Raw genomic sequence first — 25,936 nt, forward strand, 5'->3', positions numbered from 1 at the left:
TTAATAATGGTAAGAAGCAGTAAAATATAGAATACCTAAACTTCTCGCAATACACAATACGCACTACGCAATTCTATATACTAAGTACTACAATCTACATACTCACGAGCACTACCTATTTAACAATGCTATTTCCAAACTGCTGGCTAGTGCAGCGGTTTCGGTGCGTAATCGGCTTGTACCAAGTGATACAGGGTGAAAGCCTAACGCCAACGCTTGTGCAATTTCTTTTTCAGAAAAATCCCCCTCCGGCCCTATCAGGATAAGGTAATTACCGGCTGGCTGACAAACATCTGCCAAATATTGTTTTTCGCTGTCAGCACAATGCGCTATGCAGCAAACCGCCTGTGTATCGTCAGGTTGCGCTTTGAGAAACTGGCTTAATGATATCGCAGGGTTTATGGTTGGGACATAAGCCTTTAACGATTGCTTCATCGCTGAGACAACAACTTTATGTAATCGATCTACCTTAACTTCCTTTCGCTCGGAATGTTCTGTGATAATCGGCGTGATCTCGTGCACACCAATTTCTGTTGCCTTCTCCAAAAACCACTCAATCCGATCTATATTTTTGGTGGGAGCTACAGCGATATGCAGGTGATAATGTAGCTTTCCATATTCTTGCTCTACCTGGTTTATCAACAAGGTGGTACGTTTTGGATGAGGATCCAAAATTTCAGCCGTGTACCAACCACCGCGGCCATCTACAAGATATACTGTGTCTCCCGCGACCAGGCGAAGGACACGCACCGCATGCTTACTCTCTTCTTCACTTAGTACAAAGTTTTCGTGTTGTGGCTCGAGTGTTGGTGTGTAGAATAGGTGCATGAATTAATCCTCGTCAATATCGTCGTTTGGCGTTTCGATAAGGTCTAACTTCACGAACTCAATATTCTGCTGTGTCTTTTTGATAATCGTAATAGCATAGCCCTCCACTTCTCGAACCTCACCTACATCCGGTATTTTCTCGAAAAAGTGACTTACCAAACCAGCTATGGTATCGTAGTCGGAGCTTTCCGGTAATTCCAAAGGCAGGTATCCATTGGCATCATGCACATTAGCCCCCGCATCAACCATATACTCCGTTTCCGAAATACGCTCTACAAGCGGCGTTTCCTCATCGTACTCATCCTGGATCTCACCCACGAGCTCTTCTACAATATCCTCCAAGGTAACCATACCCGCCGTTCCGCCAAATTCATCCAGTACAATAGCGATCTGAATACGCTTCAGCTGAAACTCGGTCATCAAATCATTGATCTTCTTTGTCTCCGGAATAAAGTAAGGTTTGCGCATGATATTTTTCAGGACAACTTGCTTACCTTTCACAATGATGGGAAGAATGTCTTTCGTATGCACTATACCAACAATTTGATCGATGTTATCATCGTAAATAGGGATTCGGGAATACCCTTCTTCGGTAACTGTGTTGATAAATTCATCCGCAGTGTCCAGCATATCTACGGCCACGATCTTGGTACGTGGAACCATAATATTTTTCACGATGCGTTCGTTAAAGTCAAACACATTCTTTATAAGTTCGTGTTCCGCATTGTTTAAAGCACCGCTTTCTTTTCCTTTTTCCAATAGGTACTGTAGTTCTTCCGAAGAATGGCTGGCTTCATGTCCTTTTACATCGACACCAATGAGTCGAAGCAGGAAGTTTGCAAAACCGTTTAACAGCCATATGATGGGGCGGAAAATATAATAGAAAAACTGCAACGGTGCTGCAATGCGCATCGTCGTTGCTACTGGACGCTGTATAGCGATAGACTTCGGTGCTAACTCTCCAAATACTATATGTAAAAAGGTGATGATACTAAAAGCAAATACATGTCCTAGATTCTTTGCTATTGGTCCAGAAAGCTCAATATTGAAAAGCCCAAATATCTTGTGGACAATTTCCGTCATAACGGCTTCCCCTACCCAGCCAAGGGCAAGTGAAGCCAATGTAATACCAAGCTGCGTAGCCGCAAGATAGCCATCGAGATGTTCTGTTATATTTTTAGCGATCTTGGCCACTTTGCTTCCTGATTTAGCTTGCAGCTCAATTTGTGAAGCACGCACTTTAACAATTGCGAACTCAGCAGCTACAAAAAAACCATTGGCTAAAACCAAAAATATTGTCCAAAAAATGTCGATGGCCATGTTAGGGTTTATTTATTTCCGAATTCCTTGTTATACAATTCGATACTCTCTAAAAGAATCTCTTGCGCGCGGGCTCTGCCGTGTAGGCCTTCCACCTGTACAGATTTCTTTTCTAGAGCCTTGTAGCTTTCAAAAAATTGAACGATTTCCTTCATCACATGTGGCGCAAGCTGTTCGATGTCCGTGATGTAGTTGTATATCGGATCGTTTTTAGCCACCGCTATGATTTTGTCATCCTGCTCTCCACCATCAACCATGTTCATCACACCAATAACTTTGGCTTCTACCAAAGTCATAGGCAAAATATCAACAGAGCAAATAACCAAAATATCTAGAGGGTCTTTATCATCACAATAAGTTTGTGGAATAAAGCCGTAGTTTGCCGGATAAACAACCGAAGAACTCAATACACGATCTAACAAAAGTAGTCCCGTATCCTTGTCTAATTCGTATTTTCCTTTGGAACCATTGGTGATTTCAATAATCGCATTGACGGAATTTGGCAAGTCGCTACCAGGAGCTATCTGATGCCAAGGATGTGTTTTACTCATTAATTATTATTACTGTTTGTTTGTTTGCTTTTTAACCATCTTTTCAGCAGTGCAATCGCTATAGGTAAGAAAGCGATCACAATAAGTGCAACTATGATGTACTCCACATAATTTATTATAGCGGGGAATTTTACACCCAGAAAATACCCCGTCAACGTGAGCAGGCTGGCCCATAAAAAGGCACCTAACACATTATAGATGACGAATTTTCTGAAGTTTAGTTTTACTACGCCTGCAAATATCGGTGCAAATGTACGAATAATAGGCACAAAGCGACCGATTACTAAGGCCGTTCCACCATATTTTTGGTAGAATTCCTCGGCCATAATGACGTATTTACGTTTGAAAAGAAAGGAATCTTTACGTTTGAAGAGTACCGGCCCCGTTCGATAACCAAACCAATAGCCAGCAAAGTTACCCAAGACGCCCGCGCCGAGGATACCCAAATACATGGTCGTGATGTCTACATCAATCTTCCCCAAAGCACAAAACAGTCCTGCTAAAAACAACAGGTAGTCGCCTGGCAAAAAGAAACCAAAGAAAAGCCCTGTCTCAGCGAAAACAATTAATACAACAATATAAAACCCACCATGGCTCAACAGGTATTCTGGATCCATCAACTGCTGAAACGACAGCCACAAGTCTTGCATATTATCTATTTATGGGACAACCGAGAGATTGCCCTTGAAATCCTTTTTATTATTATGAATTAGCTGAATGCGTTACTTCTGAAATTGCTTCGCGAATAGATTCCGCAATCGTTGTTAACTCGTCGTCCGTTAGTTCCAGCTTTGGACGTCCGAAATTCATATCATCCACATTGTTTAACGGAATCAAGTGAATATGCGTGTGCGCCACTTCGAGGCCTACGACAGCAATGCCCACTTTGCGGCATGGAAAGACTTTTTTTATTCCCTGCCCAACAATTTTTGCGAACACCCACATACCCATATATTCATCGTCATGGATATCAAAAATATAATCAGTTTCTTTTTTTGGGATTACTAATACATGGCCATGCGCTAATGGACGAACGTCCAAAAAAGCCAAATAATCGTTACTTTCCGCTACTTTATACGCTGGCGCCTCACCCGACACTATCTTTGAAAAAATCGTTGACATATTTACTCTTCATTAAGAATTACCAACAAACTTAGATAAATTTGCTATTAATTGCAATTATAATCGCGTTGAATATTTACCTGACCCTGCCGTTTAATCGCCCCTCTATTCCCAATCACTTCCTTTATATAATTCATTAGCTGCGCGATTTTGAGACCAGCAAAACCGGGCGTTATCTATGGGATAAAAAAACGGCTGCATCATATGCAGCCGCCTTTCTTATTTTGTATCTAGCTCTATGCGGTTATGGCAAAACCGCACATAACCGTTTAAAAGACTATCGTGATATCTCTAATATTTCAAATTCCAATACGCCGGCAGGAGCTTCAATTTGCGCTACCTCGCCTACAGACTTCCCTAGGAGTCCCTGCGCTATTGGTGACTTAACTGATATTTTGCCCGACTTAAGGTCCGCTTCGGTTTCCGAAACAAGTTGGTAAGTCATCACCGCGTTATTCTTCTTGTTCTTAATTTTAACATAAGACAGTGCTAATACCTTCGACGTATCAAGTACAGATTCATCGATTAGCCGTGCCGTAGCCAATACCTCTTCCAATTTGGCAATCTTGGTTTCGTGTAGCCCCTGCGCTTCCTTCGCTGCATCATATTCGGCGTTTTCTGATAAATCACCTTTATCACGTGCCTCGGCTATTGCTTTAGCAATATTAGCTCTGCCTTCCGTTTTTAGTTGCTGTAGTTCTTGTTTCAGCTTGTCTAAACCTTCCTGGGTGTAATAAGTTACTTCTGCCATATTTTTTACCTTATTTATTTAACAAAAATCAAAAAAAAGACAAGACCATACCATCCATTTTCAGGACAACATGGTCTTGTACTTGTACCTCGATTGCTAAGATAGCAAGCAAGATTCATAAAACCAAATTTCTTTTTTTTATTCCTGCTCTTCGCTATCGACAAATTTGTAACCCAAACCACGGACAGTTTGCAGATAATGTGGTTTATCCGGGTTGGTCTCAATTTTTTTGCGAAGGCGGACGACATGCATATCCAGCGTACGCGTATTCACATTGGAACTATAGCCCCACACCACCTCCATCAACTGCTCACGCGTGATTTCTTTTCCCACGTTTTGCAGAAAATAAAGTAAAATTCTATTTTCCAAGATGGTCAGCTCTATCTTACGTCCATCGCGAACCAGCGAATGAATGTTAGGATGATGCTCTGTATTGCCGAAACTGTACACATCATTATTCTTAGGCAAGAAAAAGCGTACCTTATTCTCAATCATCGCTACGAGCACATCCATATTGAAGGGCTTTGTAATGTAATCCGTAACGCCATAGCTGTAGGCATCGATCTTATCGACATCCTGCGATTTCGCCGTCATCATAATGATAATGTTTTCAAAACCAGCCTTCCTTACAGATTCACAAACGTCTATCCCCTCTTTTCCGGGAAGCATCCAATCTAACAATACAACGGCCGGCATCTGCTGTATAATCAGCTCTTCCGCCTCATTGCCGTTGCTCGTCTGGACAACTTTGTATCCTTCAGCTTGCAAACGATGGGCAACCAAAAAACGAAGATTCTCATCGTCCTCTACTACCGCTATGGTGATATCTTTACTCATAATGTTTCCTTAATTCTTTTTTGGACCTAGGGGCAGAACGAGTGTAAATGTGGTTCCTTGGTTAAGCACACTATCTACCTTAATTTCGCCGCCCATAAAATCTACTATTTCCTTACAGAATGCTAAACCCAATCCGATACTTCCTTGTTGATTGAATTGGTTCTTTACTCGGTAAAATTTCTTAAAAATACTGTTAAATTCCTTTTTACTAATCCCTATACCCTGATCTTTAAACCTTATAACAAAATTCTTTTTATTTTGTTGTACGTCGATATTTAAAAACTTCCGTTGCCGTTCCGAGTACTTATAAGCATTGTCGATTAAGTTCTGAAAAACGCTCAGTAACAACGTTGTATCAACGACCATGTTATTTTGGACATCGATCTGATAGGAAAAGTTTAAATCAGGATATTTCAATTTTACGGCATCAAAAATCGGTGCGCAAAATTCTTCAACGTTCACTTCTTCCTTGTTTGGTTTGATAGACTTATTTTCTATCTGTGCAAAGGACAGCAACTTATTCATCAAACTATTCAACTTATCCGCCTCTTGATCAAGTATCTTCCCATACATACGCTGTTCTTCAGTGGATAGTTTTTCCGAACTTTGAATATTATTTCCCGCGATCTTAATTACACTCACCGGCGTCTTAAATTCATGGGTCAGGTTATTGATAAAATCATATTGCAACTGGAATAGCTTGCTGTTGATCGTAATATTACGGTATATCAAATAGGCGATAAAAATCAGAATGAAATAGATCACTGAAATTCCGAAACTAACGGGCAAGAAGCGACGATTTATTTCCTTATTTAGGAAGCTTTCCGAGCTTGTGTATTGCAGTTTGTAGTCTGACAGGGCACCCGGCAGAGAGAGCTCTGTCTGAAAATAAAAACGTTGGTCGGTAACATTGCCTGAGACGATCGGCAAAATTTCGATCTTCTCATAAAGATTAGGCGCCACGTTTTTGATCTGTATCTTGCTGGGATTGATAAGGAACAAAAACATATCCTGATCATACCAAACGACAGGGTTATCCTGCGATGACATGAGCCTTTTGTACGCGAGCAGATCCGCAATTCTGGGGATGTTCATATAAGACACTTTCCCAGCGCTAAGCGTATAAAACACCTTATAGATTTCGCTATCTGACATCCGGGTCGAATCAGTAACACGATCCAGAAACCCGACAAACTTAAGCACCATGCTATTAAAGTCATCCGTATAAGCGCGTGTTTCCGTGCTTTCTTTACGCGTAGCCACCAAGCGGTTCTGTTCGTCCAGCTGAAAAGAAATAACGCTCTTTGGATACACCAGCAGATGGTTGTACTTGATACCTGCCTCAATAGAGTCGGAATTGGTAACTGTTATATCGTAGAACAATACACTTTCGACAAAGGCGTTTTTACGAATCACATCATTCACATAAGAGGCGGCTTTGACCGAATCCAAATAACCTTGATAGTACGATATTTCGGGGATCTTATCATTAAAAAACTCTTGGAAAGGCTTCACAGACTGATCAAACACCTCTACCTTACGGTTGTTGAATTCCGTTTCTATAAAATTTGCGATCATGGATCGTGCGGCAAGCATTGCTACCACGAAAAGAATGGTCACTAACACCACGAAAGCGATAAGTAACCCAAAGTTCTTGCGATATTTTAGCTGGTTGTATGCCATGGACTCCTATAAGTACTTACTTAAGAACGCCTCTACTTCCTGATAGTAATTAATAATGTTTTCCTCACTCCGAAATCGCCTACCTTCCTCTTCTTTATAGATGTATTTGACAGGAACGTTGTTATTCTTTAGCTTTTGAACAAACTGGTTGGCATCGGTGAGCGAGCTAAATCGGTCACTTCCGCCCTGAGCAAACATCACTGGTATTTTTACCCGATCTGCATGAAATACCGGTGAAATTGCTTTAAACATTTCGTATTCTTTACTAGGGTTTCCAATGATGTTATAAACCAAGCGTAGATATTGCTGCTGGTGAGGAGGGATCTCCCGAATATAGGTAAACAAATTTGTGTAGCCGGACATCGAGATGGCACAACGGTAAAACGATGAATTATAGGTTGCAGCATGTAAAGCGGAATATCCGCCAAAACCTGTCCCCATAATAGCCACACGTCGTTTATCCACAATTCCTTGGTGGATAAGCGTTGTCACGCCGTCAATAATATCGCTTTGAATTTTTCCTCCCCATTCTTTGAATCCCGCCGTCCAGAACTGTTTGCCATACCCTACGGAGCCCCGATAGTTCAATTGAAATACTAAATAGCCCCGGTTAGCCAAAAATTGGACTTCCGCATCGAAATCAACACTCTCCCTTCGGTTTGGCCCATCATGAACAAGAACGACAACGGGTAAATCCTTCCGTGCCTGAGTACGTGGGTAGGTTAAATAGCCGTTTATAGTTAACCCATCTCTACTCTGATAGCGAATGGGTTGTTTGGGAGAGAGCTCCGCCTTTGCCAATTTGGGATTCAGTTCCGCTAGCAGCTGCGTTTTTTTGCTTTGCACGTCATAGTAATATATTCCGCCAGCGTGTACATCGGTAGAGATTTTGACAATCCAGTGGTTTAGGCTACTATCCGTATCGAGTATATCAATAGATCGATTTTCAAATTGCGCAGCGAGGGATTCGAAATGACGCTGGAACGATTTATTGAAAAAGAGCTTCTCGGATTTTTCCGCAGTATACTGGGTAAATATCATTTCCTGCAGATTGTCTGAATACCCTTGCGATTCAAGATCTACTTCTGCATTACCATATAGCAAGCGTTCCTCCTCGCCACTTTCGACATTGTATTCTACTAAAGAAAGCTTATCCCGTCCGTCGTTGGATAGTGCATAAATTATATTTTTCTTATTTTTCACAAAGCCCAACGGCTGTATAAGCGTTTGGTAATCCGTTGTGGATACGGGTTTGAAGGCCAACTCTTCCCGCTGCCGATACAGTATACTCTCTTGTACACTATCACTAGTTACGGCCAAACGAACTTTCCCGTCAGGAGACGGAAACCAGTTCAGTATGTTACCCGGGTTACGCGTAACAAGCTGCGGGGCTCGCCCATCAAGAAAAACTTTATATAAATCAAAGGCGGTAGAGTCTCGGTCATTGAGCGATGCAAGCAAGTAAGATCCGTAAAGCTTCTGCGGCTGCAGCCATCGTAGTTTCGCTTTCTTTACGGGTATCAACGGAAGACTCTGTTCACTATTTACGGAGATCCCGAAAATGCGTAGGCTATCTGATGGTGAGTGGCTGTTAGAATATACGATATTGGAGTCTGATGCCCAGAAAAAGTACTGCACATTCATATCCGACTGATAGGTCAATTGTTTTGATTTTGTTTTGTCATCCAAATCCAGCACAAAAATATTACGGCAATGGTCGTCAATCCCCAAGTAAGCAATACGCTTGCCATCGGGGGAAATACGAAAATTAATCTTTTCCGGCTTTACAAAAAAATCTTCTACGGGTATAAGTTGATCGGTACTTTGCTTATCCCTGCAAGCGATAAAAAATGCCAGCAAACCAACAGCAAAACCCCAAAGCAAAAATCTATACATGTTTTATCCTATTCCGTTTCAAATATTGGGATTTTTTTATGAAAACACGCACGTGCAACCTTATTTTTACAGACGATATATCCGTAAATTTTGATAATTTTACGCATGATTTTATACAATATCTCCATCATTATCGAGGATAGTAGTCACGATGACTTGTTTCTGTGGATGAAGAGCCACCTCAAGACACTTTCTATTGAAACGAGTTTATTAAAAATGTTGGACTCCCCACATGAAGGCACAACTTATTGCATACAAATTCGCGCAAGCGACCATAGCACGCTCGAAGAGTATCAAGCAGCTATCCTCCCTGCCCTTAGTGAATACATCGCAAGTACGCACCACGAAAAAGCGTTTTTGTTTGACAGCAAAATGGAATACCTCTCGCTCGACTGACATCCCATGGACTTGGACCTATACATCCAAAACCTTGTGCAAAGCAGGAACTTGGTTATAAACCATTGAACCTAAGCACTTTTACTTCTCAAGATTTCTTTCGTACTGTGGATTATAGCTTACTTTGGGAGATAGGTAATGGAGCAACACCAATCGAGAAAAGCGCAAATTAAAAGGTGCAAATAGGAAAATCGCCGAAAAGAGCACGATAATGTATAGCCAAGGAGACTCGCTTTTCGTAAGGAAAGCCGTCGCCAAGCCAAGACTCACTACTTCTGCTACAGAAAACGCATAGCTTACGTACATTGCTGCGTAAAAATATCCGGGCTCGATTTCGAATTTGAGACCGCAATGGGGGCAGCGTTCATGCATCGTTTGTTTTTTAAACCCATAAATTGGGCCTTCAAACATCTTCCCCACCCTACAGCGCGGACATTTGGATTGCAATAGTGCAGAAAACTTCGATGTAGACATCAACTTGCTACTTATCTTTCAAAAGGAGAAACTTGCTTAGGCTGATTCTTACGATATTTTTTATACCATAAAATACCCACGCCTACTGCAATAAGATATGGAATAGCTAATAAAAACAAGATTCCGTCATTAAGACCCTTACCTTGCGTATTGCCATTTGTGGTGCTATTCTCCGCATTTAATGTACACATCGCGCACTGTGCGGAAAGCTCTGTGCTAAAGAAAACGCCTACCAGAAAGATAGTGAGTATAACCAACGCTACGTGTTTCGACTTCATGCTACAAAAGTACCTATTTTTATATAAATAGTTTATATCTCGTATGAAAAGCTTTATAGCAAAACATTGAACTTCTCCCAAAATCCGTCCACAGGCAGCTCGGCAGTTATTTTCATATTTTCCTCTTTTATTGGGTGTATAAAGCTTAAAGCCCGTGAATGCAGACAAATCGAACGCCGCAGACTTCCCCGGGGATAGCCGTATTTATTGTCGCCCACGATAGGACAACCCATGTAGGCTAACTGGCAACGGATTTGGTGCGTACGCCCAGTTAGCGGCGTAACCTGAAGCAGGTAATACCCTTCAAATTCCCCTAGGATTTCGTAATCCAGCTCAGCAAAACTTCCACCTTTCACTTCACGATCGTACGCTTTTGTCACCATCTTCTTACGATCCCTAAGCAACCAGTTTTTTAGCGTGTCAGCTTTTCTAGGCGGCTTATTACGTACCAATGCAAGGTATGTTTTAGAAACCTTCCGATCATGAAAGAGCCTATTCATACGGTCTAAGCCCTTACTCGTTTTGGCAAAAAGAATCATCCCGCTTACAGGACGATCCAAACGGTGAATGACGCCAAGAAAAGCGCCATTCGGTTTATCATATTTCGCGGCCAAATAATCTTTGACCATTTCTTCCATAGACTTATCACCCGTGGTGTCTACCTGCACAATATCGCCTGCGCGCTTATTAATTGCTATATAATGGTTGTCCTCGTAAATGACATCCCTATCCGTTATACTCATCAGCTCGTTTAAAAAAGAACGACAATAGCTTCCCTCTCGACTATCTATCTAAGGAGTCTTGTGTCATCTTTGCTTTTTCCTTATCCTGCTTCCTAAAGTAGCCCCTAAAAAGGAAGTTACTTTGAAGCGCCTTCATGTTGTCATCCAGCTTTTCCGTACTCAAGTTCAAGTTTCGCAAAATCTGCTTTATTTCCGCAGCCGCTTCCGGATCGTTTGTCAATACGCCAATTGCATTATCTTTGTCATTCAGACGAGCCGAGGTAGTATTCAAATTCTCCATCAATGCTGATGCGGTTTGCGTAACCCCTTGTAGCTGGGCAGCAGATTCTCGCAGACTAGAAAACACCGCAGTATCCGTCGTTAGATCATGAATAAGCCCTTGATTGCTATTCAACTTATTCATTAATACGGCCAAATTTGCAGAAGCTTTGTTAGCATCACTCATCACTTTATTTAAAGAGCCCACGGAGCTTTTCAAAGACATGGCAATAGTTGAATCTGTCAGCAATGCGCCCACTGTCCCTTTACCTTCCACCATTTGTTTAGACAAGACTGCGAAATTTTTGGTAATCTCGACGAGATTTTCATTGTTGGTTTGTAGCGTAGCAAACATTGCCTCGGTATCTGTGCCACTGACAGATTTTACCACATCGCCGTCTTTAATCGCAGCCGCTTGGTCTGATCCACCAATTAGGCTTACTATCGCATTACCAATGAGACCGTCAGATCCAAGCTTTGCAACGACGTCCTCGCGAATAAATTCGCTAGACTTCTGCTCGATATGCATCACGACTTTTACATCATCAATACTTTGAAACTTGATATCTTTGACAATCCCTACCTTCACACCAGAAAACCAGACGTTATTGCCCACCTTTAAACCTTTCACGTCATGAAAATAGGTGGTAACAACTAGGTTCTTGCTAAATTTGTTTTGTTGTGTGCCCAGCACCAGAACACCAGCCACTAAAATGACCAATCCGATCAAAACAAATAATCCAACCGTAAGCGTACGCTTTCTTTCGTTTGTACTCATATACTTTTAAACAATAAAATTATAATCATAAAATGGCTTGACACGTTCATCATCCGTATCAAAAATTTCTTTGAATGTACCCTGCCGCTCGAACTTACCGTCAAGTAACATGACCATCCTGTCACCCACCATCTTCGCACATGCCAAATCATGTGTAATGATGATAGAAGACGTATTGAAGCGCTCCTGAACTTCGTTAATGAGGGAGTTGATATCCAAACAGGTTATTGGGTCTAGGCCGGCTGTAGGTTCGTCATATAGCATAATATCTGGACGCAAAATCAAGGTTCTTGCTATACCAATACGTTTCCGCTGTCCGCCAGATAATTCGGATGGCATTTGATTGATGGTTTGTGATAAGCCCACACCATCCAGCACCTCTTCTACTTCTTTATTAATTTCCGCACGAGAGAGGTTGCGCTTATTACGCACAAGTGGAAACTCCAAATTTTCCCGCACCGTCATACTATCATACAATGCGCTGTTTTGAAACGAAAATCCTATACGTTGCCTTAGCTCACGCAATTCGCGGTCATCAAGCTGGTTTACAGTCTCCCCTAGCACACGCACATTTCCTTTATCCGGCGTTAATAAGCCTGAAATAAGCTTTATAAGAACCGATTTACCTGTTCCTGACCTGCCCAGCACCACGAGATTCTCCCCTTTAAATAGCTTCACATCCACATCCCGGAGCACGTGCAAACTTCCGAAGGATTTACTCACATTATCTACATGGATCACCACTTCGTTACGGTCGATATTGACGTTGTTCTTCTCCATTCTCTCCTTTAATTTAGCAAGGCTAATAACTGAACAATAAGTAATTCTTCCACAAAAACTAAAAACATGGATGATACAACGGCACTATTCGCTGCTTTCCCGACACCTTCCGTTCCCTTTGTAGAATAATATCCTACGTAAGAGCTCGCAAAACCGATCGTAAAACCAAATACCACTGCACGAATGACCATGGCAAAAATATCTTTTGCGGCAATGGATTCAAACACCTGCGTAAAAAACGCCAACATACTTAAATCATCCTTTCCTATGATACTTAAATACCCTCCAAAAAGGCCGATACCAGCTACGTAAAAACACAGGATAGGAATCATAAAAGTCGTTGCGACAATACGCGTGGATACTAAAAATTTAGTGGGGTTTGTTCCAGAAACCTCCATGGCATCAATTTGCTCCGTCACATTCATAGAGCTCAATTCGGCGCCGATTTGAGACCCTACCTTTCCAGATGCTATCAGCGCCGTCACTAGCGGAGCTAAAGCACGAACAATAGCAATGGAAATTAAGGCCGGCAACCATGACGTCGCACCAAATTCTTCCAACGATGGACGCGACTGCTTCGTAAACACGAAACCCACAATAAAGCCTGTCAAACTGATCAATGGGAACGACTTCCACCCAATTTCGTAACACTGGCGGATAATCTCTTTAAACTCGTAAGGTGGTGATACCGCTTCTCGCAGAAAACTCATCATAAAACGATGTATTCGTGCGAATTCGATAAGTAGTTTTTCTATTTTACTTCCCATTTAAGTATGAAGTTAACACTGCTTCCGCAAATAATAGCTTTTCAAAAATACCCGACAAATGTACAAACTTTTGTTTTTTCATCGACATAGTGTTTTCTAATTATTACATAACCAAAATTATTCGTATTTGTTTACAGTTTATTTCAAACATTAAACCTTCGCTTCATTATTATAGTCATAATAGTAAATTGTGTGGTTTCACTATTAAAAGATAAGACTATGAGACATTTCAAATCCCGCAGCCTATATATCGCCATCGTGACGATTTTGGTAAGCATGTTTTCATTAAGCAGGGCATCAGCGCAGCCTTACGGCGAAGTATCTTTTGATGTCTTCTATGATGAATTATCTCCTTATGGACAATGGGATAGAGATGCGCGTTATGGTGACATCTGGTTTCCGGATGTCGATAGGAACTTCCGTCCATACGGCACCAACGGTTATTGGACGATGACTGAATATGGTAACACCTGGGTATCCAATTACGATTGGGGCTGGGCGCCTTTCCACTATGGCCGCTGGGTACATACCAATTACAACGGCTGGGGTTGGATTCCTGATTATGAATGGGGGCCAGCTTGGGTAGATTGGAGAAGCGGCGGTGGTTATTATGGCTGGGCACCGATGGCTCCTCGTGGCATATCTGTCGGCGTGTCATTGCCTTTAAATCTCTGGGTCTTTTTGCCTGTGAGACGGATCTATGACCCTTATATTTCTCGTCACTGGAGTTACGGCCAACGTAACGTTTATAACCGCACAACGATCATAAACAATACGTATGTTGTGAACAACAACCATTACTATGGCGGTCCGGGTCGTCGCGACATCGAGCGCAATATTGGTCGCCGTGTCACTGTACGGGATATCCGCGTGAGTGACCGTCCGGGACGCTCACGTGTTGACAGCAGATCCGTATCACTTTACCGCCCTGACCGCAACACGGTACGTTCATCTTCGACAGCCAACACACGTGGCAGTAGCCGAAGTACCGTGAACAGCAGCAGAACCGATCGTGCTACCGGAAATAGCCGCGCGGTTGCAACAAACGGCAGCAGGGCAACTACAGAGAGCCGCTCATCCCGCGGTACCTCTTCGTCTCGTAGCACGCAGACTGGAACACGCGGCAGCCTGGGCAACACCCGCTCCACTAGCGGCAGCGTGACGCAAAACGAAACCCGTACTTCTCGCGGTACGGCTCGCTCAACGGCTGAAAGCAGGGGCACACGCGTGGAAAACCGGACTTCTTCTGGTACCTCACGCGGGCAACGCAGCAGTGCAACCACGGGACAACAAATGGAAAGTAGAAGTAGCAGGTCTACGCAAGGACGTAGTAGAGGAACAGCGGTGGAACGCCCGCAGAACAGACAACAAGCGACTCCACAAAGCAACCAAAACCGTTCGCGGGCTACGCAGGAGCGAAGCCGTCCGGTACAACAGGCAAGCCAACGGAGTAGCAATACAGGTTCGCAGGTAAGTCGCGCAAGCAGCAGCAGCAGAGGCGGGCAAAGCAGCAACACAGGCCGTAGCAGATCGTCTAGTACAAATACAGAGCGGGGATCTAGTCGCGCCACGCGCTAAGCCTAAAGAATATCTATTTTAATTGAAGCAGTGAAGGCGGTGATTGAAAAATCCCGCCTTTACATTTTTTTAAAGCTGCCCAGATAGAATTACACTAGCGATAGGCGGAAGCGTTTCATAAGAATTAAGAACACAGCATCTCAATGTACACTAACCGTCCATATGCCAATTTTTTGTTAACTTCACCCGTTTTATACGAGCACATTTTTGCATGGCAACATTCTCCTCTATCTTAGATAATGACTTTTATAAGTTCACGATGCAATTTGCCGTGAGCAAATTGTTCCCGAAAGCGAGGGCTAAGTACCAGTTTATCAACCGCGGAAAGCACCGCTTCCCGCCCGGATTTGACAAACGGCTGCGCGAAGCAATCCATGGAATGGCCTCGCTAAAGCTGACTAAGGCTGAAAAACATTTTCTGCATGATAAATGCCCTTACATAGACCCTACTTACCTCGATTTTCTTCAGGGTTATCGGTACGATCCAGATGAGGTTAAAATTGAACAAGATGGCGAAGATCTAGCGGTAAGTATAGAAGGATACTGGTACCGGACGATTTTATGGGAAGTACCTATCATGTCGCTCATTTGTGAGCTTTACTATGAGGCCGACGCTATGCAGCGCGTGGATGATGATGCAGTGTGTAAAATCGTTGCAGATAAAATGCAGAAATATGATCAGTTACATATTACGTTAGCTGATTTCGGAACACGCCGCCGGCACTCCTACGCGGTGCACGACCTTGTGATTCGTACCTTGAAAAATCACCCCTCGAAAACGTTTATAGGCACTTCGAATGTGCATCTGGCGATGAAATACGAAACCACACCCATAGGCACGCACGCTCACGAGTGGTTTATGTTTCATGCCGCAAAATACGGCTACAAAATGGCCAATTTGCTTGGCCTAGAGCATTGGGCAGACGTCTATCGGGGAGATCTAGGAATAGCGCTATCCGACACCTACACCACAAAGGTATTCTTCTCTCATTTTGATAAAAAATTGACCAAACTGTTTGATGGTGTCCGCCATGACAGTGGGGATCCGATTACGTTTGCGCAAATGACGATAGACCACTATACCCAAAAGGGTATCAATCCGCAGTCAAAAACAATTATATTCTCCGATGGTCTGGATTATGAAAAAGTAAAAAACATTGCTGCATTCTGCCACAATAAAATCGGCTATTCATTTGGCATCGGTACGGACTTCACAAACGATGTCGGCCTTCCACGGATGAATATTGTTATTAAAATGGTAGAAGCTAAACCGGACGAAGGCGAATGGACAGAAGTAATTAAATTATCGGATGAACCCAACAAACATACGGGCGCGGAAAAAGAAATAGCCATCGCCAAAGAAATTTTAAAAATACAGGATTAATGGAACGGGACGTTTACGGGGAGGCATTGTACGACTTCTATCAGTTGCAAACATTGCAGGAACCACTGCTCTTACACAGCAGTTATGGTGATATCGAGGAGATGCCGGTCGAGGTATTTTTCAGAGAGCAGGATGATTTTCCAGAATTAGAACACATCGCTTTAGCACTTTGCGATGGCCATGTGCTAGACGTAGGGGCCGGTGTCGGTAGTCACGCGTTGTTCTTACAGGAAAAGGGGGTTAAAGTGGACGCGATTGAATGCTCGGCAACAGCTGCGCAAATTATGAGGGAACGTGGGGTGCAACAAATTATTACGGGTGATTTCTTCGAACTACAGGGTAAGCATTATGACACGTTGCTTTTTTTGATGAATGGTATAGGTTTAGCGGGAACGGTCGAGGGATTTCGCAATCTCTTGCGCCATGCCAAGACTCTCCTCAGTGATAAAGGGCAGCTTTTATTTGACTCTTCTGATATCGCTTACCTTTATGAAGAATACAAAATTCAAAAACCAGCATATTACTTAGGCGAAATCGAATTTCAATATGCATACAAGGGTACATTCGGGAAACCTTTTCGCTGGCTTTATATCGATCAACAGGAATTGATCAGGATTGCCCGCGAGGAAAACTGGGTGGTACAAATACTTTACGAAGATGATAATGACCAGTATCTTGCGCGCATGGAACCAAGGAAAACAGCGGCAATCTAATTTAATAGATTATTAGATTAGATTGCCGCGTCGTCGTACCTCGTTGTTGACATGGCAGCCACAGTTACTATCTCACTACGCACTACGCAAATTTCGATACTCAAGTTTATCAAGTCGTCGAAACACTCTTCCCAATGACCGCCTAAAGTGTCGTTGCGTTTTTTTATTATTTAATCGATCCACTCGAAGCCAGTATAAGGCACCAATACAGATGGAATTCGAATACCCTTTTCTGTTTGGTTGTTCTCTAAAATAGATGCGACGATACGGGGTAATGCCAAAGCGGACCCGTTTAACGTGTGGGCCAATTGCATTTTACCTTCGGTATTTTTAAAGCGTACCTTTAGGCGGTTAGACTGGTATGTTTCGAAATTAGAAACAGAAGAAACTTCCAGCCATCTTTGCTGCGCAGCGCTAAACACTTCCATATCGTAAGTCAATGCAGAGGTGAAGCTCATATCGCCTCCGCATAAACGAAGCACGCGGTAGGGCAACTCCAATTTTTGCAACAACTGCTGTATATACAAGCTCATCTCTTCAATCACAGCATAGGAATGCTCCGGGTGAACGATCTGCACAGTTTCCACTTTATCAAATTGATGCAGTCTATTTAAACCGCGAACATGTGCACCATAAGAACCTGCCTCCCTACGAAAACAAGGCGTGTAAGCTGAATGCTTGATGGGAAAATCATCTTCTTTAACAATCACATCCCGGTACAAGTTCGTTACCGGAACTTCCGCTGTCGGGATAAGGTAGAAGTCATCTCCCGTAACGTGGTACATCTGCCCTTCTTTGTCAGGCAATTGCCCTGTAGCGAAGGCCGAAGCCTCGTTGACGAAAATAGGAACCTGCACTTCGTTATAGCCAGCTTCTGCCGCCTGATCCAGAAAAAAGTTTATAAGCGCACGTTGCAGACGCGCCCCCTTTCCTTTGTATACAGGAAATCCGGCGCCTGTAACCTTCACGCCCAGCTCAAGATCAACGATATCGTATTTCGTAAGCAGTTCCCAGTGTGGCATGGCCTGCGTATGCAAGCTCGGAATTTCGCCATGTTGCAGCACGACCTCGTTGTCATCTGCAGAATGACCCACAGGCACAGATGCATGAGGTAAATTAGGCAACTGCACCAATTTCTCATGAAGTTCCTGCTCTACCTCAGCAAGCTGATCAGTCAATTGTTTAACGCGTTCTTTATATCCGGAGGATTGTGATTTTACAGCTTCAGCTTCTTCTTTCTTACCTTGGCGCATGAAGTCGCCGATCTGCTTTGCAGCAGCATTAGCCTCTGCAGCAATGGCGTCTGACTCGTTCTGAATTTTACGACGCGATTCGTCCAATTGAATTAAAGCATCAACCAAATCAACCTCTTTAAAATTCTTAACAGCCAACCGTTCGATTACTGCATCTCTGTTTTCACGGATATAATTTATCTGTAACATAAAAATAAATAAAATAACAATCTACTTGCACAAAGATAAGAAGTGGAACGGAAATCAGCCATTTTCATGAACATTCCAAAGAAATAGTTTAAATATTACCATTTTAATACATAAACCTTTTTTATTTTACTATATTTACATATATTTGACCTTATACCAAGCGAATTAACAATTATTTGATGTGGTGATAATTTGCAGTTCATACCGGTATAGTATTTTTGGAGTGTAATTTAAAATATACAGCTATGTTAAAAGATTTAGAATTTTTCGAACAAGAGATCTACGCAGATCTGCTGGAATTTGCCTATGATGGCGATGATCACACCAGCCTAGAAGATTAGTTGTTGGGGGAAAGTTTATAACGGTTAGCGTCCAAAAACACCCCTTGGATCTTAGACGTTAATAAACCAAGCACCCAACAACTAAAACCTTCCCACTTCTCCCAAAAGCAATCCAAGTTCCCCCAATCTTACTTTTCTTCATAAAATCTTCATGAGCTACTTAACGGCTATTGTTCCTTTATTCGCAGCGTCGGAGGCTCCAAGCTGAGCAATAGCATGTGATGCTCCCGCGGATAGTCTACCCATCTCACAAGATCCTTTTATCAGCCTTTAAGAACGGTGAATAGCATAAAATCCCTTGTATAATAAGCTTACGTAAGGGGGTAAATGCGCGCAAAATCTTCGCTTATTCAGCATTGCTCTTTACTCATTTAATTTCCTAACTTTGGCTATGCTTTATTTAGTACCCACGCCCATTGGCAACTTGGAAGATATGACCTTTAGAGCCATTCGCATCTTAAAGGAGGCAGATATTATCCTTGCGGAAGATACGCGCACCAGTGGTCCGCTGTTAAAACATTTCGGCATCGAGAAAAAGGTATTTGCTCATCACCAACACAATGAACATAAAGCGCTGTCCGAGATTATCAAATTTTTGAAAGAGGGACAAACGATAGCCCTAATTTCTGATGCCGGCACGCCAGCAATTTCCGACCCGGGTTTTTTGTTGGTTCGGGAAGCTATCAAAGAAGGTCTTGACGTGCAATGCCTACCGGGTGCAACAGCATTTGTCCCCGCACTGGTTAATTCAGGTTTACCGAATGATCGATTTTGCTTTGAGGGCTTTCTACCTGTTAAGAAGGGTCGTCAAACACGGATGAAGCAACTTTTGGAGGAAAAGCGTACCATGATCTTTTACGAATCTCCGCATCGGGTACTAAAAACTATTGATGAATTCATTCAATATTTTGGAGAAGAGCGCGAAGCATCTATCTCAAGAGAGCTGAGCAAACTTTATGAGGAGACCGTGCGCGGAACATTAGCAACATTAAAATTACATTTTGAGAACCATCCGATAAAAGGAGAGTTTGTATTTTGTATAGCGGGATCTCCGGACTAAAGATCGGCTATGTAGACTTGACAAATATTTTAAATTGATTTAACAACAAGATGGCTATAGAAAAATTTTTACAAGATGGACAAGACCCCAAGGTGGTTGAAAAGATCCATGATAAAATAATAGATATGTTAACTGCAGGTGAATATATCCAATATATTTCTGTACAGAAAAAGCCCGCGGTGACGCTTTTGCCGGATAGTATCACCGTCAGTAACAAACGTATCTTTTTATGTGAATTTACGAAGCTTGGACTAGCCACCAATTTTGAGATTTTCTCGTGGAACGACATCAAGGATATAGCGTTTAAAGAAGAAATATTCGGCGCAAAGGTTACCGTTATTCCGCCAGCGGGCGAAAATCTAACGATAGACTACATTCCAAAAGTGCAGGCTCGGAAACTTTATCAATTGATCAAGGAGGCTTTGGAAAATAGAAATGTAACAGTAACGTCTAAGCCCGCAGAACCGGCTACACCAACGCCCCTTAAAAGCGATCGGCTGGATGATGTTGATAAAGCGTTGACCAAGGAGTCGCCGGCTTTACCCACAGAAGCGCCGCCCACAGCAGCGATCGTCCTTCCAGACGCGGCACCAGGCAGTGAAACACCTTCGCCTTTAGCGGCAAATAATGCAACACCTGAACTTGATGAAAGAAGTGTGCCATCCAACGATGACGAACTGACGTTAAAACTAAAAAAATTGAAAACGCTATACGACAGGCAACTTATTACGCAGGCCGAATACGAAAACAAAAAATCAGAACTCTTATCACAATTGTAAGAAGTGAAGAATAATTATTTATTAGCGCTGCTAAGCGCCTTTTTATTGTGGTTGGCGTGGCCGCCTATACCGTATAGTAGCCCGATTTTGCTCTTTGCATTTGTACCACTTTTATTTGCCGTTGAGCGGGTGATCCGGAGCGACGAAAAGCGAAAAGGACAGCAGATCTTCCGACTTGCTTTCCTTACGGGTTTCCTATGGAACACTGCTTCTATCTATTGGGTATATAATGCCATGAGCGCATACTTACCAGGGTATGTTGCCATCTTAATAGCACTGATTCCCTTTGGACTAGCGCCACTTCTAATGGCTTTGGCTTTCCGCTTGTATTATCAGCTCCGCAGAAAAACAGGCATAGGTTACAGTTTTGTCGGTCTGGTTTCGTTTTGGTTGGCCTATGAATTTTTGCACCAATGGTGGGATCTTGCATTTCCTTGGATGACGCTGGGTAATGCATTTGCTAACTTCCACCAACTGATTCAGTGGTATACTGTCACAGGCGTATTTGGCGGTTCTATTTGGATTTGGATAGCCAACATTTTGTGCTTTTTACTCCTGTGGCAGAAACGAGAGAAGGTAGAAGCAATAAACAACAAAAAACTATATGTAGCTTTAGCGATTACGCTTATTCTTCCTTCCGGCATATCCCTTGTTCAGTATAACAGCTATACCGAACATATAAACCCTTCAGAGGTAGTTGTGGTGCAGCCGAATGTGGATCCTTATGGCAAGTTCAATTTTGTCTCGCCAGAGGAACAGCTTACAAACCTTATGGCGCTGTCCAATAGCGTAGGGAAACCAAATACAGAATTTTTTATCTGGCCAGAAACCGCCATTTCGGCGAGGGGCGGTATCGATGAGGAAGAATTCAGATCATACCCGGCATATGATCGTATTCAATCGTTCCTTAATACATACAAAAATGGAAATGTGCTATCTGGCATTGAAAGTTACCAAATCTATAATTACCAAAAAACCATGACCGCTCGTGATTATGGGGATAACAGGTTTTTGGCCCCTTTTAATGCTGCTGTGCTGATCGACGAATCGAGCAAGCTACAATTTTACCATAAATCAAAGCTTGTCCCCGGCGTGGAGCAGCTCCCTTTTGGCCAGGTTCTCGCCTTTATGAAACCTCTTTTCGCACATTTTGGAGGCTCGACAGGCGGTTACGGAAGCCAACAGGAGCCTTCAGTTGTATATTCGCAGAGCGGTATTGGCGCCGCTCCGGTTATTTGCTACGAGTCCATTTGGGGAAATTATGTGGCCGAATACATTAAGCAAGGTGCGCAATTTATCGCTATCGTTACTAACGACGGGTGGTGGGGAGACACATCTGGAAAAGATCAGCATCTTGCGTATGCTAAATTACGGGCTATTGAGAATAGGCGGTGGGTAGCGCGTTCGGCCAATACAGGGATTTCCGGATTTATCAATCAGCGTGGCGATATCGTACAACATACCACATGGTGGGAGCCTGCAGCACTAACGCAGGAAATTAATCTGAACGAAGAGTTGACATTTTATACGCGAAATGGTGACATCATCTTATACCTCGTCCTCGCAGGAGGTCTGTTTTCCATCTATAATCTTATTCGCCGAAAAGTGCCGCGTGCCTAGCGTGATGTATTAGGTTGTCGCGACAATCTTAATACATCTATACGGCAGGGTATTTACATAGCAATTAACTACATTGTTTCTATTTACAGTTCCTTTACCTATTTTTGCAACATGCAAGTATATTTTGATAATGCCGCCACAACACCGCTAGCACCTGAAGTTATACAGGTTATGACGGAAACAATGCAGGAGAATTTCGGTAATCCATCTTCCATTCATGCGCATGGGCGTCAGGTAAAAACTATTGTTGAGAAAGCTAGAAAAACGGTTGCAGGACTATTAAAAGCGTCGCCTTCGGAAATATTTTTCACCTCTGGGGGTACCGAAGCGGATAATATGGCTATCGTGCGCTCCATTATCGATTTAGGCATCACACATGCGATAACATCGCCTTTGGAACACCATGCGGTACTGCATACGTTGGAAGAGCAGGAAAAGCGTGGCCTCATTCATCTAGATCTTATCCGGTTGGATGAGGCGGGAAATGTAGATCTTGTTCACCTTCGCGAACTACTTGCAGCTAATCCGCGAACGTTTGTATCGCTGATGCACGCCAACAACGAAATCGGTAATCTTACAGATATAAAGGCGGTAGCTGAAATCTGTAAAGAATTTAATGCGGTGTTCCATTCGGATACGGTGCAGACCATGGGGCATTATATTCACGATCTTGCTGATCTACAAATTGATTTCATCACGGGCGCTGCACATAAATTTCACGGCCCTAAAGGCGTAGGCTTTCTCTATGTCAATGGAAGAAATAAAATCCAGCCTTTGATTTATGGCGGCGCGCAGGAACGGAACATGCGCGGGGGTACGGAAAATGTATATGGCATCGTGGGTCTTGCGAAGGCGCTTGAGTTGTGCTATCAAGAAATGGAGCAGCACCAAGCGCACATCCAGGGGTTGAAGGACTATATGCTTGCAGAACTTCGCCAAGCCATACCTGATGTTACCGTTAATGGGAACGATCAAGCGGCGAAATCATTGTATACCGTTTTGAACGTCTCTTTGCCTTGTACAGATATTGCAGACATGCTCCTTTTTAGCTTAGATATAGCTGGTGTATCTGCTTCCGGTGGTAGTGCATGCAGTTCAGGTTCTGAGATAGGTAGTCACGTATTGCGTGCGTTAGCATGCGATTCAACCCGCCCTTCCGTTCGGTTTTCTTTCAGCAAATACAATACAAAGGATGAAGTGGATTTTGTGGTGAAGACGTTAAAGGGTCTTTGTGAAAACCACAAGTAAGCAACTTTTGTCATTCGCGTATGAACCGCCACTGTCGGAAACTGGATCTATGTTATTACTATAATAGCTGACTTCAGCAGGGTGATACATTTACCATTCTTGAAAAATAACCGTAACTTCCTGTTTGTTGGAATGGGTGTCTGTGCGGAGACTGCCGCCAACTGCAAATAAAGTTGTCGAACGTAATAAGATCAGACTGCGAAAGGTCTTATGCGGTTTAGCATAGGTGTCGGCGTAGAAGCCATGCATTTGGTAAGCAGATGTATTCTCTCGATAACTGTTTCAGAAGTATGATGTTATTGGATTAAAAAACTTCTACCGTTCTAAAGAATGAAGCACATATCGCTCGGCCAGATCGCCAGTAATCTCTTTACCAGATAGATCTAATTGCCTAAGCTGATTGAGTTCTACTTTGTATTTGTAATCCAGCCCTTCCAGGTTTAGTTCACCATTGTCTAGCTCCCATTTACCAGATTTGGAGAATGCCTCCATCCCTTTCCCTACATAAACATATTCAAGGGTATAGCCCTTGTCGTTAGCTAAGGTCAAAACGGTAGCGATAGCATCACAATCTGTACACGGTAAGTCGCCGCTATAGGATCCTACTACCCTACTTTCTGTAATTTTGCCAAATTTGCTGTTGTCGACACTTGCGTTCGTCCGAGTGTTTATGCAACCAACGATTGCAGAAAACGCAAGTAAAAGTCCACTTAAATATACAACAAAACGCATCACATAAGATTTTGTGTATCAACTACAAAAAAGATACCACAAAACGTTAACTATGCAATTTAAATGCTTTTATTAATCATCCCAGTCATCATCTTCTATGCCCATAGCCAAATTGTATGCCGCTAGTAACTCGCCATAAGCGTGCCTATTGCGCATACGCTGGGCGACTTCCATCCCTTGTTTATACATGGCTAATGACTCTTCCCGCTTGCCAATTTCTTCTAAGTATTTTGCGAAGTGATAGTACGTGCCAACGTAATCTGTATGCAGGCTAACCAATTCTTCGAAACCAGCTAGGGTAAGCTCTGTATTTCCTGCTTTTTTATATTCTAGTGTTAGGGCATATTTAAGAAAAGGATCCTGCGGAGACTCTTGCAAAAATTGCTTCAACTCTTCAATTCGGTTGCTCATATAAAAATTGTCGTAAACTAAATGTACCTTCAAAAGTACAAAATCTAGGTGGTCTGAAGACTGCATTCAGATAAATAGGCTATTTTTAAATTACTATGCTAGCATAGAAAATGACATTGTATTGACGCTGACATCAAAAGCGCGAATCCCTTTTAAAATTTAAAATTTTTTAAAATTATCAATACAATAATTAACACTATATCAACCATAATCACAAATGATTATAAATACCATAAAATTTCAAGGTTTAGCAACTATTTAAGGTGCACTGAAAATGTTTGATTTTATATTCGAAATTCGATAAGTTTGTGAAAAGCCGATTATAAAAACATATTCAATTTAGGTTGTATATACTCAATATGGCGGCTGTAAGAGTGAGATTTGTAATTAAATATAAACTGCTAAATATAAACTGATGAAGATACTCGTATGTTTAAGTAATGTTCCGGACACTACATCAAAAATTACATTTACGGATAATAATACGCGCTTTAATAATGCTGGCGTTCAGTATATTATTAATCCGTATGATGAGATAGCTTTAGCAAAGGCCGTCGAACTTGCCGAAGGCGGCAAAGGTACTGTCACGGTGATACATGTGGGCGAAGCGGATGCAGAGCCAACAATTCGAAAGGCGTTGGCAGTAGGTGCAGATGATGCCGTTCGCGTTAATGCATTCCCGCGTGATGCCTGGTTTGTTGCCAATCAGATTGCAGCATTCGCGAAAGCGCAGCAATTTGATTTGATATTAACTGGCCGAGAATCGATAGACTATAACGGGGTTCAAGTACAGGGCTTTTTAGGTGAACTGCTCGCTATTCCTTCTGTATCTATCGCAAAAAGTTTGCAGATCAATGGCGAAGAGATCACGGTAGAACGTGAGATCGAAGGCGGGAAAGAAGTCTTAGCCGTGAGCTTGCCGGTCGTGATAGGAACGGCAGAAGGTGTAGCTGAACCAAAAATCCCGAACATGCGTGGCATCATGACGGCACGAACCAAACCCTTACAGGTTATTGATGCTGTTGAGGTACCTGTATTGTCGAAAATCGTTCAATACGAAACGCCCCCGGCGCGTGGCGCTGTCAAACTAATCAGCAAAGAAGATATCGCGCAACTGGTGAATTTACTTCACACAGAAGCGAAAGTCATTTAATTCCTTCATTTTA

27 protein-coding genes are annotated in these 25,936 nt (G+C 42.6%); 9 read left to right on the plus strand and 18 right to left on the minus strand.

The genetic code is table 11. From position 1 onward, the window contains the following. Window positions 1-111 precede the first annotated feature (111 nt). The 9 genes from DI53_RS02720 to DI53_RS02760 form a co-directional block, all read right to left on the minus strand. A complete protein-coding gene (locus tag DI53_RS02720) occupies window positions 112-828 on the minus strand; it encodes a 16S rRNA (uracil(1498)-N(3))-methyltransferase (RefSeq protein WP_037495113.1) in 717 nt (238 codons plus the stop codon). Window positions 829-831: 3 nt separating this feature from the next. After that, on the minus strand, window positions 832-2,148 hold the full coding sequence (locus DI53_RS02725) for a hemolysin family protein (RefSeq protein ID WP_037495114.1): 1,317 nt from the start codon (window positions 2,146-2,148) through the stop codon (window positions 832-834). An 8-nt stretch (window positions 2,149-2,156) separates the two neighbouring features. Next, window positions 2,157-2,699, minus strand: a complete 543-nt coding sequence (locus DI53_RS02730; RefSeq protein ID WP_037495115.1) for an inorganic diphosphatase — start codon at window positions 2,697-2,699, stop codon at window positions 2,157-2,159. Then, window positions 2,699-3,349 (minus strand): DedA family protein, encoded by a 651-nt coding sequence (locus tag DI53_RS02735; RefSeq protein ID WP_037495116.1) that lies wholly within the window; start codon window positions 3,347-3,349, stop codon window positions 2,699-2,701. The genes DI53_RS02730 and DI53_RS02735 overlap by 1 nt, the downstream gene beginning before the upstream one ends. 52 nt (window positions 3,350-3,401) lie before the next feature. Continuing rightward, window positions 3,402-3,821 (minus strand): HIT family protein, encoded by a 420-nt coding sequence (locus DI53_RS02740; RefSeq protein ID WP_037495119.1) that lies wholly within the window; start codon window positions 3,819-3,821, stop codon window positions 3,402-3,404. A 277-nt stretch (window positions 3,822-4,098) separates the two neighbouring features. Then, window positions 4,099-4,572 (minus strand): transcription elongation factor GreA, encoded by a 474-nt coding sequence (gene greA / locus DI53_RS02745; RefSeq protein WP_037495122.1) that lies wholly within the window; start codon window positions 4,570-4,572, stop codon window positions 4,099-4,101. A 138-nt stretch (window positions 4,573-4,710) separates the two neighbouring features. Further along, window positions 4,711-5,409, minus strand: coding sequence for a response regulator transcription factor (locus DI53_RS02750; RefSeq protein ID WP_037495125.1), 699 nt, complete (start codon window positions 5,407-5,409; stop codon window positions 4,711-4,713). Between the two features lie 9 nt (window positions 5,410-5,418). Beyond that, the gene (locus tag DI53_RS02755; protein ID WP_037495128.1) at window positions 5,419-7,092 is read right to left on the minus strand and encodes a sensor histidine kinase; all 1,674 of its coding nucleotides are present in this window, start codon (window positions 7,090-7,092) and stop codon (window positions 5,419-5,421) included. 6 nt (window positions 7,093-7,098) lie between these two features. Continuing rightward, window positions 7,099-8,988, minus strand: a complete 1,890-nt coding sequence (locus tag DI53_RS02760; protein ID WP_037495130.1) for a S9 family peptidase — start codon at window positions 8,986-8,988, stop codon at window positions 7,099-7,101. A gap of 105 nt (window positions 8,989-9,093) precedes the next feature. Here DI53_RS02760 and DI53_RS02765 point away from each other — a divergent pair, with 105 nt between their 5' ends. Next, on the plus strand, window positions 9,094-9,384 hold the full coding sequence (locus DI53_RS02765; RefSeq protein ID WP_037495132.1) for a DUF4286 family protein: 291 nt from the start codon (window positions 9,094-9,096) through the stop codon (window positions 9,382-9,384). Between the two features lie 81 nt (window positions 9,385-9,465). Here DI53_RS02765 and DI53_RS02770 read toward each other — a convergent pair whose 3' ends face one another. Genes DI53_RS02770 through DI53_RS02795 form a run of 6 tightly spaced genes read right to left on the minus strand, consistent with a single transcriptional unit; the run spans window position 9,466 to window position 13,462 of the window. After that, the gene (locus DI53_RS02770; RefSeq protein ID WP_037495134.1) at window positions 9,466-9,858 is read right to left on the minus strand and encodes a DUF983 domain-containing protein; all 393 of its coding nucleotides are present in this window, start codon (window positions 9,856-9,858) and stop codon (window positions 9,466-9,468) included. A gap of 11 nt (window positions 9,859-9,869) precedes the next feature. Then, window positions 9,870-10,136, minus strand: a complete 267-nt coding sequence (locus DI53_RS02775; protein ID WP_037495136.1) for a hypothetical protein — start codon at window positions 10,134-10,136, stop codon at window positions 9,870-9,872. Window positions 10,137-10,189: 53 nt separating this feature from the next. Then, window positions 10,190-10,879 (minus strand): RluA family pseudouridine synthase, encoded by a 690-nt coding sequence (locus DI53_RS02780; protein WP_037495138.1) that lies wholly within the window; start codon window positions 10,877-10,879, stop codon window positions 10,190-10,192. Window positions 10,880-10,919: 40 nt separating this feature from the next. Further along, entirely contained in the window at window positions 10,920-11,915 is a 996-nt protein-coding gene (locus tag DI53_RS02785; protein WP_037495140.1) for an MlaD family protein, read from the minus strand. 6 nt (window positions 11,916-11,921) lie between these two features. Further along, on the minus strand, window positions 11,922-12,695 hold the full coding sequence (locus DI53_RS02790) for an ABC transporter ATP-binding protein (protein WP_037495142.1): 774 nt from the start codon (window positions 12,693-12,695) through the stop codon (window positions 11,922-11,924). Window positions 12,696-12,703: 8 nt separating this feature from the next. Beyond that, window positions 12,704-13,462 carry an MlaE family ABC transporter permease gene (locus tag DI53_RS02795; RefSeq protein ID WP_037495144.1) on the minus strand — a complete coding sequence of 253 codons (759 nt, stop codon included), beginning with the start codon at window positions 13,460-13,462 and terminating at the stop codon, window positions 12,704-12,706. A gap of 219 nt (window positions 13,463-13,681) precedes the next feature. On the opposite strand from DI53_RS02795, the gene DI53_RS02800 reads away from it, so the two are divergent. The 3 genes from DI53_RS02800 (at window position 13,682) to DI53_RS02810 (ending at window position 17,137) form a co-directional block, all read left to right on the plus strand. Continuing rightward, the gene (locus DI53_RS02800; protein WP_052071989.1) at window positions 13,682-15,040 is read left to right on the plus strand and encodes a DUF6600 domain-containing protein; all 1,359 of its coding nucleotides are present in this window, start codon (window positions 13,682-13,684) and stop codon (window positions 15,038-15,040) included. A 211-nt stretch (window positions 15,041-15,251) separates the two neighbouring features. Next, window positions 15,252-16,424, plus strand: a complete 1,173-nt coding sequence (gene pncB / locus DI53_RS02805; protein WP_037495146.1) for a nicotinate phosphoribosyltransferase — start codon at window positions 15,252-15,254, stop codon at window positions 16,422-16,424. After that, window positions 16,424-17,137 carry a class I SAM-dependent methyltransferase gene (locus tag DI53_RS02810; protein WP_037495148.1) on the plus strand — a complete coding sequence of 238 codons (714 nt, stop codon included), beginning with the start codon at window positions 16,424-16,426 and terminating at the stop codon, window positions 17,135-17,137. Before pncB ends, DI53_RS02810 begins: the two co-directional genes overlap by 1 nt. Before the next feature lie 170 nt (window positions 17,138-17,307). Here DI53_RS02810 and serS read toward each other — a convergent pair whose 3' ends face one another. After that, window positions 17,308-18,579 carry a serine--tRNA ligase gene (gene serS, locus DI53_RS02815; protein ID WP_037495150.1) on the minus strand — a complete coding sequence of 424 codons (1,272 nt, stop codon included), beginning with the start codon at window positions 18,577-18,579 and terminating at the stop codon, window positions 17,308-17,310. A 732-nt stretch (window positions 18,580-19,311) separates the two neighbouring features. Between serS and rsmI the strand changes: the two genes are divergently transcribed. The 4 genes from rsmI to DI53_RS02835 all read left to right on the plus strand — a co-directional run bounded on the left by rsmI (window position 19,312) and on the right by DI53_RS02835 (window position 23,627). Beyond that, entirely contained in the window at window positions 19,312-19,980 is a 669-nt protein-coding gene (rsmI, locus tag DI53_RS02820) for a 16S rRNA (cytidine(1402)-2'-O)-methyltransferase (RefSeq protein WP_052071991.1), read from the plus strand. Window positions 19,981-20,030: 50 nt separating this feature from the next. Continuing rightward, window positions 20,031-20,759, plus strand: coding sequence for a PH domain-containing protein (locus DI53_RS02825; RefSeq protein WP_037495154.1), 729 nt, complete (start codon window positions 20,031-20,033; stop codon window positions 20,757-20,759). Window positions 20,760-20,762: 3 nt separating this feature from the next. After that, window positions 20,763-22,379: an apolipoprotein N-acyltransferase gene (gene lnt / locus DI53_RS02830; RefSeq protein ID WP_037495156.1), complete on the plus strand. Its 1,617-nt coding sequence runs from the start codon at window positions 20,763-20,765 to the stop codon at window positions 22,377-22,379. A gap of 111 nt (window positions 22,380-22,490) precedes the next feature. Beyond that, complete coding sequence (locus tag DI53_RS02835) at window positions 22,491-23,627, plus strand: cysteine desulfurase family protein (RefSeq protein WP_037495158.1); 1,137 nt, start codon at window positions 22,491-22,493, stop codon at window positions 23,625-23,627. 315 nt (window positions 23,628-23,942) lie between these two features. Here DI53_RS02835 and DI53_RS02840 read toward each other — a convergent pair whose 3' ends face one another. Continuing rightward, a complete protein-coding gene (locus tag DI53_RS02840; RefSeq protein WP_037495159.1) occupies window positions 23,943-24,359 on the minus strand; it encodes a copper resistance protein NlpE in 417 nt (138 codons plus the stop codon). Window positions 24,360-24,431: 72 nt separating this feature from the next. After that, window positions 24,432-24,770: a tetratricopeptide repeat protein gene (locus tag DI53_RS02845; protein WP_037495190.1), complete on the minus strand. Its 339-nt coding sequence runs from the start codon at window positions 24,768-24,770 to the stop codon at window positions 24,432-24,434. 415 nt (window positions 24,771-25,185) lie between these two features. On the opposite strand from DI53_RS02845, the gene DI53_RS02850 reads away from it, so the two are divergent. Continuing rightward, window positions 25,186-25,923, plus strand: coding sequence for an electron transfer flavoprotein subunit beta/FixA family protein (locus DI53_RS02850; protein WP_037495161.1), 738 nt, complete (start codon window positions 25,186-25,188; stop codon window positions 25,921-25,923). Window positions 25,924-25,936: the final 13 nt, after the last annotated feature.

The organism is Sphingobacterium deserti (assembly GCF_000757725.1).
GTDB classification, from domain to species: domain Bacteria; phylum Bacteroidota; class Bacteroidia; order Sphingobacteriales; family Sphingobacteriaceae; genus Sphingobacterium; species Sphingobacterium deserti.

Coding starts and splice junctions, on each gene's coding strand:
- DI53_RS02750 (WP_037495125.1), bottom strand. CDS start 5,409: ATGAGTAAAGATATCACCATAGCGGTAGTAGAGGACGATGAGAATCTT.
- DI53_RS02775 (WP_037495136.1), bottom strand. CDS start 10,136: ATGAAGTCGAAACACGTAGCGTTGGTTATACTCACTATCTTTCTGGTA.
- DI53_RS02760 (WP_037495130.1), bottom strand. CDS start 8,988: ATGTATAGATTTTTGCTTTGGGGTTTTGCTGTTGGTTTGCTGGCATTT.
- DI53_RS02795 (WP_037495144.1), bottom strand. CDS start 13,462: ATGGGAAGTAAAATAGAAAAACTACTTATCGAATTCGCACGAATACAT.
- DI53_RS02730 (WP_037495115.1), bottom strand. CDS start 2,699: ATGAGTAAAACACATCCTTGGCATCAGATAGCTCCTGGTAGCGACTTG.
- DI53_RS02770 (WP_037495134.1), bottom strand. CDS start 9,858: ATGTCTACATCGAAGTTTTCTGCACTATTGCAATCCAAATGTCCGCGC.
- serS (WP_037495150.1), bottom strand. CDS start 18,579: ATGTTACAGATAAATTATATCCGTGAAAACAGAGATGCAGTAATCGAA.
- DI53_RS02785 (WP_037495140.1), bottom strand. CDS start 11,915: ATGAGTACAAACGAAAGAAAGCGTACGCTTACGGTTGGATTATTTGTT.
- DI53_RS02845 (WP_037495190.1), bottom strand. CDS start 24,770: ATGAGCAACCGAATTGAAGAGTTGAAGCAATTTTTGCAAGAGTCTCCG.
- DI53_RS02765 (WP_037495132.1), top strand. CDS start 9,094: ATGATTTTATACAATATCTCCATCATTATCGAGGATAGTAGTCACGAT.
- rsmI (WP_052071991.1), top strand. CDS start 19,312: ATGCTTTATTTAGTACCCACGCCCATTGGCAACTTGGAAGATATGACC.
- DI53_RS02800 (WP_052071989.1), top strand. CDS start 13,682: ATGAGACATTTCAAATCCCGCAGCCTATATATCGCCATCGTGACGATT.
- DI53_RS02840 (WP_037495159.1), bottom strand. CDS start 24,359: ATGCGTTTTGTTGTATATTTAAGTGGACTTTTACTTGCGTTTTCTGCA.
- DI53_RS02850 (WP_037495161.1), top strand. CDS start 25,186: ATGAAGATACTCGTATGTTTAAGTAATGTTCCGGACACTACATCAAAA.
- DI53_RS02790 (WP_037495142.1), bottom strand. CDS start 12,695: ATGGAGAAGAACAACGTCAATATCGACCGTAACGAAGTGGTGATCCAT.
- DI53_RS02825 (WP_037495154.1), top strand. CDS start 20,031: ATGGCTATAGAAAAATTTTTACAAGATGGACAAGACCCCAAGGTGGTT.
- DI53_RS02810 (WP_037495148.1), top strand. CDS start 16,424: ATGGAACGGGACGTTTACGGGGAGGCATTGTACGACTTCTATCAGTTG.
- DI53_RS02835 (WP_037495158.1), top strand. CDS start 22,491: ATGCAAGTATATTTTGATAATGCCGCCACAACACCGCTAGCACCTGAA.
- DI53_RS02720 (WP_037495113.1), bottom strand. CDS start 828: ATGCACCTATTCTACACACCAACACTCGAGCCACAACACGAAAACTTT.
- DI53_RS02755 (WP_037495128.1), bottom strand. CDS start 7,092: ATGGCATACAACCAGCTAAAATATCGCAAGAACTTTGGGTTACTTATC.
- greA (WP_037495122.1), bottom strand. CDS start 4,572: ATGGCAGAAGTAACTTATTACACCCAGGAAGGTTTAGACAAGCTGAAA.
- DI53_RS02735 (WP_037495116.1), bottom strand. CDS start 3,349: ATGCAAGACTTGTGGCTGTCGTTTCAGCAGTTGATGGATCCAGAATAC.
- DI53_RS02780 (WP_037495138.1), bottom strand. CDS start 10,879: ATGAGTATAACGGATAGGGATGTCATTTACGAGGACAACCATTATATA.
- pncB (WP_037495146.1), top strand. CDS start 15,252: ATGGCAACATTCTCCTCTATCTTAGATAATGACTTTTATAAGTTCACG.
- DI53_RS02740 (WP_037495119.1), bottom strand. CDS start 3,821: ATGTCAACGATTTTTTCAAAGATAGTGTCGGGTGAGGCGCCAGCGTAT.
- DI53_RS02725 (WP_037495114.1), bottom strand. CDS start 2,148: ATGGCCATCGACATTTTTTGGACAATATTTTTGGTTTTAGCCAATGGT.